This window comes from Candidatus Margulisiibacteriota bacterium, from assembly GCA_028715625.1.
Taxonomy (GTDB): Bacteria; Margulisbacteria; Riflemargulisbacteria; order GWF2-35-9; family GWF2-35-9; genus JAQURL01.
This window is the reverse complement of the sequence record JAQURL010000048.1, coordinates 1-10,237: the sequence shown is the minus strand read 5'-3', so window position 1 is coordinate 10,237 and position 10,237 is coordinate 1. Positions and strand designations below refer to the sequence as shown.

Genomic DNA, 10,237 nt, shown 5'->3' with positions numbered 1-10,237 from the left:
TCAGGTAAAAATATGTATTTTCTAAAAATTTTGTAACATAATTTTTTTACACTATACGGCAATTTCACCTAGCCATAAAAGATTTCTCGATTTATAATTTGGGAGGCCTGACCATTAGATACCGGAGAAAAAATATGAAACTCTTTCCAAAATTATTTTACGAATATCGAAAAATCTGGAAAGCGGTGAAGTTATATCTGATCCTTTCCGGTCCCGGTCTTATTGTCATGATCGCCGATAATGACGCAGGCGGAATAACTACGTATTCGGCCACCGGAGCCAAATTCGGCTATCATCTGATCTGGTTTTTACTTTTGCTTGTTCCGGTTGCCTATTATGTGCAGGAAATGACTGTCCGCTTGGGCGCTGTTACCAAAAGAGGTCATGCTGAAGCAATTTTTGACGGTTTCGGTGCTTTCTGGGGCTGGTTTTCCCTGTTGGACCTGATTATTGTTAACTGGCTTACACTGGTTACCGAATTTATCGGGATGACCGCAGCCTTAAAAATTTTTGGTGTTCCACCCTATTTCACTGTAATCGCTGTCTGTCTGTTTATGTGGTTCATGGTGCTAAACGGCAGATACTGGACATGGGAAAAGGTAGCCTTGCTCTTTTGTGCCCTGAACCTGATATATATACCGGGAGCGTTTATAGTCCACCCTTCCGTATCAAAAATCCTGACTCAGGGACTGATACCTAATTTCCCCGGAGGTTTTAATAGTGTTCTTTTTTTCTATCTGATGGCCAATATCGGTACGACCATTGCTCCCTGGATGCTATTCTTCCAGCAAAGCGCGGTAGTGGACAAAGGTATGAAAGAAAAAGATATTCCCTGGGGAAAATTTGATACTTTGCTTGGCTCTATATTAACTGTTGTCGTCGCTGTTTTTATAGTAATAGTTACCGGCACGTTGCTGGTCGGCTTTAATATAGAAAGCGCGGCACAGGCTTCACATATACTAATGGGCTTCAACCGTCATCTGGGCACACTGCTGGCCATCGGGTTATTTGATGCCGGTCTGCTGGGAGCAATCTGTATTTCGCTAGCCAGCTCCTGGGCTTTCGGCGAAGTTTTTGGCTGGGCACATTCATTAAATAACAAAATCAAGGAAGCTTCCTGGTTTTACGCCAATTATTTCATTACTCTGGTCACTGCCGGAATTGTAGTGCTCATCCCTAAAGCTCCGCTGGTGCTTATCACTTTATTTGTTCAGGTTGTCGCAGTTACATTGCTGCCGGCAGCACTGGTTTTTTTGCTTCTTCTCTTAAATGATGAAAAAACCATGGGTGAATACCGCAACAATCTGGTACAAAATATTGTTGGTACAAGCATTGTTTTATTAATAGTATTATTATCAACATTATATGGGATCAGTATTATATTCCCGAATATGTTCAGATGAACAAGGAGTAATTATTGATGTTAAAAATTATCGATGTTATTAATAAAAAAATTTATATCTTCATAACTGAAAATTTCAGTAAGATAAAAGAAATAAACAAACGCTATCATGTACCCAAGGTAAAGATGTCCAAACCTGTTAAATTCGCCTTACTCATGCTAAGGTTATATTTATTGTTTTTAGTAGGCTTGCTGGCTTATAAATTTGTAACCATGATTATCTGAAATGTCAAACAACATCAAACCACCATTAAAGACCGGGCAAACATTTTTTCTCAGTGAAATAATCGGAGCAAAAGTAATATGGAACGGCAAGCGCATAGGTCGCCTTGTGGATATGATTATTATTGAAACGGAAAAAATCCCTGAAGTGACAACATTTTTTATTCGTCGTCCCTTCGGTTATCACTCCTTGCTCGTACCCTGGGAAAAAGTAAAAGAATCAACCAAAAACCAAATAATTATCGATATTGAAAACCTGGAGCCATACGAAAAAGACCCTGCTGAGCATCAGATTTTATTAAAGGACCATGTGCTGGATAAAAAAGTACTGGACCTTGATGATAATGAAGTTGAAGTTGTTTACGATGTAAGACTTTTTATAAGCGGTAATAAAATGTATGTCAGTGATGTGGATTTTAGTAAATACGGGTTATTACGGCGCATCGGCTTTAAGTGGCTGGCCAACTTTATTTATAACCTGGCTAACATTATCAAGGAAGAAACACTATCCTGGAATTATATTCAACCTTTACCGGAAAATTTAAGTAGTTTCAAGGGCAATGTAAAACTTAAAATACTTAAAGAAAAATTATCGGACATTCACCCGGTAGACCTGGCCGATATGCTGGAAGAACTTGATCATGAACATCGTCTGGCCATCTTCAATCAGCTGGACACCGAACAAGCTTCCGACACACTGGAAGAAGTTGAGCCGCGTGTTCAGCGAGACCTGATCTCATCTATCGACATCAGACGCGTTGCGGAACTTATTAATGATATGACACCAGCCCAGGCAGCAGATGTGTTATCAATCCTTCCGGCTGCCGACGCAGACAATATTATTCTGCATATGGATAAAGATGTGGTAGAAAAAATACAATTCCTGATTGATAAACATGATGAAAAAATTATAAACTTCGCCACCCCGCATGTGCTTAAATTTTCACCGCAGACTCAGGTTAAACAGGTTTTGGATGATTTCCGCCATATAGCAAAAGATAAAGATGTCGTCATGTATATCTATGTTGTTGATGATCAGGAAAAACTCATTGGTGTAGTGGATGTAAAAGAATTGTTGCAGGCAGATATGGAAGAAAAACTGGAAAATATCATGATCACTCACGTTATCAGTTTGAAACCGGAGAATACATTAAGAGAAACAGCAAGTATGTTTTACCGTTACAGCTTTCGGGCGATTCCACTGACTGATCATGAGGAAAAACTTATTGGTGTTATTCCCTACCGTGATATCATCAATTTAAAGCATCATTTTATTTAAATTTTGCTTCTTTTTTCCGGAACTCTCTTAGTGCGTCGCCTGCAATCCATTTTGCTGTTTTTGAATTAATTTTCTGAATCTCTTTTGCAACCCTGATTGCTTCGTCATAAAGAACGACGTTCCTTTTCCCTATTTGCCTTAAAGCCCAGTTAACGGCTTTTCGCACAAAATTTCTTTCATCTTCCGCTTCCTGTTTAATCCGTTCAAAAAAAGGTAAAAATTTACTATCCGACGCTTTTTTATCATGAACCGACAGAGCAGCCATCATAACAAAACCGGCCCTTTTCACAAACTCTTCCTCGCGCCGGCTCCATTCATCGGCCTTATCATAAGCCCAGGGAGTTTTGTCAAAAACATTACTGCAACACTGGTCACAAATATCCCAGGAGTCAAAATCCTTTACCCATGCTTCCGTCTGAACCTGAGATATTTCAGCTGGCCTGGCTATAAAACAAGCCAGGAGCCGCGCTTCATGTATACCGCTTTCCCACAATTTATCCGCCAGTTGCTGATTCTTGCCAATGTTTTTTGCAAGTTGTCGTAACTCAGGTATAGAAATACCGTAGGCTTTATCTGTTTTAATACCAAATCTGACCATACCAGCAAGATTATGTTCATTTTTCTGTTTTTTAAATATTTGAATTATTTCTTCAACTGTTTTAGTCATGATAACTATTATAATGTTAATAAAGCTGTTCGCAAACAGTATGCTTCCTCATAGCTCAATATAATACAGACGCATGTTTCGTCCCGCCTACGCTAAAGCTACGTCAAGGCAAGCAGGCTCAACATGACAAAAATAATGTGTCACACTGAGCTTGACGAAGTGTGCCCAATAAATATTAACTTCTTTTTAACCACAACCGCAACAAATCCTGCTAAATTTCAAAACATCAATCATATTTTTAATATTTTACTGAAATTATTTTAATTATTATTCGATAATTTATTAAATATTAATATTTTATCAAGCTATTTTTTAAAATTTACGGTAAAAATAAAAAATACTGCTTGACATTAGCAAATATATTAATAAAATAATAACTAACTAAAAAAGAAAGGAGGAGCAGGGAACCAACCGAATCTTAGTAAACCAATCTTACAAACTGCAGGAGGTGGACAAAATGAATCGTTTTTTTCGTTTATTAACAATAGTTTTCATAGTTTTATTTGCAGGCTTCGCCCTGGGAGATGATACTGTCGCCACAGATCCAAAACCCTATATAGACTTTGGCAATACCGCCTGGATGCTTATGTCTTCAGCGCTGGTCCTGCTCATGACCGCTCCGGGACTTGCCTTGTTCTACGGAGGTCTGGTTAAAAGAAAAAATATTTTAAGCGTACTTATGCAATGCTTTTTAACACTGGCCCTGGTAACCGTATTTTGGGTTACAATAGGATACAGTCTGGCTTTCGGTCCGGGCAAAGGAGTGTTGGGCGGATTTATAGGCAGCCTGGATTGGGCAATGCTTAGAAATGTAGGCATGGAACCCAGCCCCTACTATATATCACAAGCCACAGCGCGTATTCCTCATCTTGTTTTTATGCTTTTTCAATGCATGTTTGCGGTCATCACACCGGCCCTGATCATAGGCGCCTTTGCCGAACGCATGAAATTCTCAACTTTTATGGTTTTCACATTTTTGTGGTCATTATTAATTTACGCACCGATAGCACACATGGTCTGGTCCGCAGACGGCTGGCTCCTCAAGCTGGGCGCTCTGGATTTTGCCGGCGGCACAGTTGTGCATATCAATGCCGGTATGGCTGCTCTGGCCACAGCTCTGATAATCGGGAAAAGAAGATACTTGAAAGGCGTACCGCCGCATAATCTGGTATTCACAATGATCGGCGCCGCATTACTTTGGTTCGGATGGTTCGGATTTAACGCAGGAAGCGGTCTGGCCGCTGACGGATTAGCCGCCAGCGCATTTATGGTAACTCATGTAGCTACAGCCACAGCCGCGCTTATGTGGGCCCTGATAGACTGGGTCATGCATAAAAGGCCTACAATGCTGGGCGCTGCCACGGGAGCCGTTGCCGGCCTCGTAGCCATAACCCCGGCTTCAGGATTTGTCGATGTTACCGGAGCCCTGATTATAGGTGCAGTGGTAAGTATCGTCTGTTATTTCTTTGTAGTGGTTATCAAAGGCTTTTTTAAATATGATGATGCACTGGATGCTTTCGGCGTACACGGAATCGGCGGTATCTGGGGCGCTATCGCTACCGGATTATTTGCTACCCCGCTTGTACAATCTGCATACAAGGGCTTTTTTTACGGTAACCCCCACCAACTGACCATTCAGTTAATAGCAGTTGGCATTACCATGGTCTATTCTTTCGCAGGAACCCTTATCATCTACAAGGTCCTGGACCTGATAATGGGTGTTAGAGTTTCTGAAACAGAAGAAGCAATGGGCCTGGATATTACTGAACACAATGAACGAGCTTATACGGTAATAGAATAAGAAAGGAGTCACAGAAATGTTTAAAAAAATATTATTTGCATCACTAAGTTTAACAATAGCCGGCATGCTGCTGGCTACACCGTCGACCCAAGTCTGGAATCCCAGCACTGACCTCCAGAAAGCAAAAACTTTTCACCTGGGGATCGACAACTATTTCACTACTCAGGGGACGAACAGCGGAGGGTACGCTCTCCCTACCGATTTGGGCCTTACCTATGGTTTAAGTCCTGAAATCGAAATTGGTGTTGATATTTTTCTGCCGCAGGATTCACCTTTTGTATTTAACGCCAAATACGCGCTGCCCGAAAGCAGCACTCTGCCGGTAGCGGTTGCGGTAGGGGCTTTCGGCTTTGGTACACAAGCCGGCGCAACCAATCAAAATGTTATCTATGGCCTGATAGCCAAAAATTTTGAATTCGGACGCTTATCCGCTGGATATTTTATGGGAAACCCTGATCTGCTTACCGATAACGGCGCAAAAGATAATGCCGGACCGATCCTGACCTGGGATAAGGCCATCAATGACAAACTGTGGGTTTGTATAGATTACGCCGGGACCAAGTCTTCTCTCGGTTCATTGTTCTATGGGTTTTCCTGGATGTTTGATACCAATACATCCATACTTTTCGGTTATGGCACCTACAATAACGTGGCAAAACCGACATTTACCACACAGTTGGATATAAATTTATAAGGAGGTGCGCATATGAAAATGGTAATCGCTATCATTCAGCCCTACAGGCTGGAAGAGGTTAAAGAAGAGCTGTATAAGGCAGAAGTTAACCTGATTACAGTAAGCGAAGTCCTGGGCCACGGTCGCCAGATGGGAGTTACCGAATTCTACAGAGGCACCAAAGAATCAGGTAATCTGTTGAAGAAAATCCGTCTGGAAATCGCGGTTAATGACAATTTTCTCAAGTCTACTATTGAGGCAATTATTAAAGGGGCCAAAACCGGTGAAGTCGGCGACGGCAAAATCTTTGTAATGGACCTTAAAGAATGTATTCGCATCCGTACTGAAGAAACAGGTTCCTCGGCTATAGGCTGATAAATTTAACACCCTCTCTTTCAGTTGCCCCTTACTGATTTTCATTTGTCAGTAAGGGGCTTTCTCTTTGTATGACAGTCATTCCCATGAAAATGTCCGAGAATGAAGACTTGCTCCTCGCAATGACAATGTGGTTATTTCGGACATCCGGTGTTGTTCAAAATTATTATCAACCAACTCATCATGAAAATATTGAATAAAATACATTAAAAATACAAAAAATAATCTTAAATATTTATTATTATAAATTATCTTCAAGCTAATTTTATATTTTTTACTGTTAAACTTAATTCTTTATCTTGACAATTTATCAATAGAAAATATATATTTAACATTAACTGAAAGGTTGGTGTAAAATGAAACCCTTTATAGATTCCGGTAATACGGCCTGGATAATCATGGCCAGCGCTCTGGTTTTACTCATGACAGTTCCGGGGCTCGCTTTTTTTTATGGTGGTCTGGTTAAACGAAAAAATGTTCTGAGTGTGCTTATGCAGTGCTTTATCTCGCTTTGTCTGGTAACCCTGTTATGGGTTATCTGCGGGTATAGCCTGGCTTTCGCCCCTGGCAAAGGATCATTGGCAGGATTTATTGGCAGCTTTGACTGGGCAATGCTTAAACATGTGGGCTTCGAGCCAAGTCCTTATACAATTGCGCAGCCTTACGCACGTATTCCCCATCAATTATTCATGATTTTTCAATGTATGTTCGCTGTTATCACACCGGCGCTGATTATCGGCGCATTTGCAGAAAGAATGAAATTTTCAGCTTTTCTGGTTTTCACAGTTTTATGGTCACTATTTGTTTATGCACCGGTGGCACACTGGGTGTGGGCCGCTGATGGTTGGCTGTATAAAATGGGTGTAATTGACTTTGCTGGAGGTATTGTAGTGCATATCAATGCCGGGATTGCAGCACTGGTTGCAGCTTTGGTTATTGGGAAACGCAAATATCTTCGCGCTATTCCACCGCACAACCTGGCTTTCACAGTTATGGGTACTGCACTGCTGTGGTTCGGATGGTTCGGGTTTAACGCAGGAAGCGCTCTGGCCGCTGACGGCTTGGCTGTAAACGCTTTTGTGGTCACTCATGTAGCCGGAGCAACCGCAGCACTTACCTGGCTTGTTCTGGATTGGATAATCTTAAAAAGGCCTACTATACTTGGTGTAGCCACGGGAGCCATTGCCGGTCTTGCAGCGGTAACGCCTGCATCAGGATTTATTGATGTAAGCGGAGCTTTATTTATAGGTATTCTCGTAAGTATAATTTGCTATATATTTGTAATATTCATTAAAAATTGGGCCGGTTATGATGATGCCCTGGATGCTTTTGGTGTGCATGGTGTAGGCGGTGCATGGGGCACAATCGCTGCAGGACTATTTGCCACACCTGCCGTGCAGGCTGCTTATTCCGGTTATTTCTATGGAGGAAATCCTCATCAGCTCAAACTACAAATTTTCGCCGCAATTGTTTCAGCATTGTATTCATTGATTATAACCTTTATTATCATAAAAGGGATCGATTTGGTTATCGGCATAAGAGTGTCGGAAAGAGAAGAAGCCATGGGTCTGGATGTCAGCGAACACAATGAGCGGGCCTATACGGTTCTGGAGTAAAGGAGATAACTATGAAACTAATTATTGCCATAATACAACCGTTCAGATTGGAAGAAGTTAAAGAAGAGCTATACAAGGCCGAAGTTAACCTGATAACTGTCAGCGAAGTGCTTGGGCATGGCCGACAAATGGGTGTGGCTGAATATTACAGGGGCACAAAGGAAACAGGAAACCTTTTGAAAAAAATTCGTCTGGAAATCGCAGTTAATGATAACTTTGTAAAGCCTACAATTGACGCTATCATTAAAGGAGCTAAAACCGGTGAAGTCGGTGACGGCAAAATTTTCGTAATGGATTTAAGCGATTGTATCCGTATTCGTACCGGAGAAAGAGGCCCTCTGGCTATCGGATAAATAATTCCACCCTTCTTTTTAAATTGAAAGCGGCTTTGATGTTACCCCCATTTCAGCCGCTTTCTCTGCTTGTTGAGAAAAGCGCTTTCAAGGATTTGTTTTCTCGAATATACCCTCTATTATCTCATCATTTACTATTCTATACGTTTTTAAGGAAAGTTCCTGATCAATAAACAATCTTTTTTTGTCAAAAAATATTTCAACTCCGGGATATATTTTATTACTTATAGAAAGTTTGGCGTGCCCGCTTGCCTTAATCTTTTTTTCTAAAATTTCTTTATTTCCCTTAAGTTCAAGATTTCGTTGTTCAAATGCTTTGACAACTTCCGCTATTTTCAGATATTGCTCTGCAAAATGCTTAAGGTTTTCAGGTGACTGGTCTTGTTTTCTCTTATGATTTTCTATTTTTTCAAAAAGCATATTGAGTACCGACTTACATTTTTCGTGTTCATCTTTAACAGTTTCCAGTTCCTTGTCAATCATGCTCAACTCATTTATCAGCACCGGATCGGTACCTAAAATAAACTTGGTTTTTGTGCTGTAAACTGTGCCGGCTTCTTTTGCTTGAATCACTTTACAAGCATGAATTTCTCCCCCTATAAGCTGACCTTCTTCCTTCTCACAAAAAATGGAGTGGCCGGCATACAGTTTGCTATGCCTGATGCTCTTATTAACAAAAATGGAATTGCCCGCTTCAACAGTAGCTGAATCCACAAAATCAACATAAATATCATGAGCTGCTTGCACATACGCATTCTGGCTACCCGCAATACCTCTTAAAATATTTAGATTCTGACCGCTTTCAATTCTTGCGGCTTCCACAAATCCCTGAATAATGATACTTCCTGTGGCTTTTACCTGGAAACCGCTGAGGACGTTTCCATTAATAAATACATCGCCGAAAAAATCAATATTGCCGACAGAAAAATCCACATCGGCTTCTACTACATAGCGGGTATTTACGCTTATGGTCTCATTAATCCATTGAGGACAGCCATCCACGTTTGAATAGACCTCCAGGCCGTCTTCGCTCAACCTCACATTGTCTCCGATTTTAAAATGCACATCCTGCGCATCATAAACGATCAGTTTTTTCCCTTTAACATCCCTTCCCGGTTCACTTAGAACCTGCGGATATTTTCGTAAGAGCAAAGTATCTTTTGTAACACAATTTACGCTGGAAAGCGCGTGAATATCAATTTTTTCTCCTTCAACTTCTTTGGGTTTCAAATTCTGTGAATCTGTTTCGAAAAAAAATTCCAATTTTGCTTCTCTGCCCTGAATCGGTTGTTTCCCTTTGGCAATAACAATATTCTGATCAAACAATTTATCGTCAATACACTTTTTGAGTAACACTTCATCGACCCCATATTTAATTCCGGATTGATAAAGTACCTGATATAAATAATTGATATTAATTTCCGCAATATCTGAAGGAATAAACAGGATAGCTTCCATATCATCAGCAGACAGGATAATCTTTATTTTATCGATGGTCTCTTTATCCAACATGATTTAACTGTTGTACTGTCGAATCTGGTTATTCGTATGTTGATATCTTCTTTCTTACCTGACCTCTGAGTTTAATGTGTACCGGGTTGAACTCTGGAATAATGATTTCCGCTACACAGTACTAATTCCAGTATATTCTCCTTTTTCGAAGATTCAAGGGGATCAGCTGTATTTTAATATCGGGATTTTAAAAAGTCGATTATTTCATCCGCACTTTTCTTAACCTCAACTGACATGGTTTGGCCCAGCTCAGTTGATATGGGCTGAATTCCCAAAAATAACACTTCTGCTTTTGTGTCAGCAGCCAATACTCCAGCCAGGGCTTTTAAAGGAAAAA

The 10,237-nt window shown here is 40.6% G+C and carries 10 protein-coding genes; 8 read left to right on the top strand and 2 right to left on the bottom strand.

Annotated elements, in window-relative coordinates; all coding sequences use genetic code 11:
• The first annotated feature begins 134 nt into the window (after positions 1-134).
• From PHV30_08330 to PHV30_08320, 3 genes are read left to right on the top strand one after another with little or no spacing between them, the layout of a single operon-like run.
• Positions 135-1,403, top strand: coding sequence for a divalent metal cation transporter (locus PHV30_08330; protein ID MDD5457024.1), 1,269 nt, complete (start codon positions 135-137; stop codon positions 1,401-1,403).
• A gap of 17 nt (positions 1,404-1,420) precedes the next feature.
• Entirely contained in the window at positions 1,421-1,627 is a 207-nt protein-coding gene (locus PHV30_08325) for a hypothetical protein (protein ID MDD5457023.1), read from the top strand.
• 1 nt (position 1,628) lies between these two features.
• The gene (locus PHV30_08320) at positions 1,629-2,903 is read left to right on the top strand and encodes a CBS domain-containing protein (protein MDD5457022.1); all 1,275 of its coding nucleotides are present in this window, start codon (positions 1,629-1,631) and stop codon (positions 2,901-2,903) included.
• Here the strand turns inward: PHV30_08320 and PHV30_08315 are convergent.
• Entirely contained in the window at positions 2,896-3,570 is a 675-nt protein-coding gene (locus tag PHV30_08315) for a DNA alkylation repair protein (GenBank protein ID MDD5457021.1), read from the bottom strand. The genes PHV30_08320 and PHV30_08315 overlap by 8 nt on opposite strands.
• A 457-nt stretch (positions 3,571-4,027) precedes the next feature.
• Here PHV30_08315 and PHV30_08310 point away from each other — a divergent pair, with 457 nt between their 5' ends.
• From PHV30_08310 to PHV30_08290, 5 genes are all read left to right on the top strand, one after another.
• Positions 4,028-5,371 (top strand): ammonium transporter, encoded by a 1,344-nt coding sequence (locus PHV30_08310; GenBank protein MDD5457020.1) that lies wholly within the window; start codon positions 4,028-4,030, stop codon positions 5,369-5,371.
• A 16-nt stretch (positions 5,372-5,387) separates the two neighbouring features.
• Positions 5,388-6,065 (top strand): hypothetical protein, encoded by a 678-nt coding sequence (locus tag PHV30_08305; protein ID MDD5457019.1) that lies wholly within the window; start codon positions 5,388-5,390, stop codon positions 6,063-6,065.
• Positions 6,066-6,077: 12 nt separating this feature from the next.
• Positions 6,078-6,419, top strand: coding sequence for a P-II family nitrogen regulator (locus PHV30_08300; protein ID MDD5457018.1), 342 nt, complete (start codon positions 6,078-6,080; stop codon positions 6,417-6,419).
• Positions 6,420-6,775: 356 nt separating this feature from the next.
• The gene (locus PHV30_08295) at positions 6,776-8,035 is read left to right on the top strand and encodes an ammonium transporter (GenBank protein ID MDD5457017.1); all 1,260 of its coding nucleotides are present in this window, start codon (positions 6,776-6,778) and stop codon (positions 8,033-8,035) included.
• A gap of 11 nt (positions 8,036-8,046) precedes the next feature.
• Positions 8,047-8,388 carry a P-II family nitrogen regulator gene (locus PHV30_08290; protein MDD5457016.1) on the top strand — a complete coding sequence of 114 codons (342 nt, stop codon included), beginning with the start codon at positions 8,047-8,049 and terminating at the stop codon, positions 8,386-8,388.
• An 87-nt stretch (positions 8,389-8,475) separates the two neighbouring features.
• Here the strand turns inward: PHV30_08290 and PHV30_08285 are convergent, their stop codons facing one another.
• Positions 8,476-9,900 carry a FapA family protein gene (locus tag PHV30_08285; protein MDD5457015.1) on the bottom strand — a complete coding sequence of 475 codons (1,425 nt, stop codon included), beginning with the start codon at positions 9,898-9,900 and terminating at the stop codon, positions 8,476-8,478.
• Between the last annotated feature and the right edge of the window lie 337 nt (positions 9,901-10,237).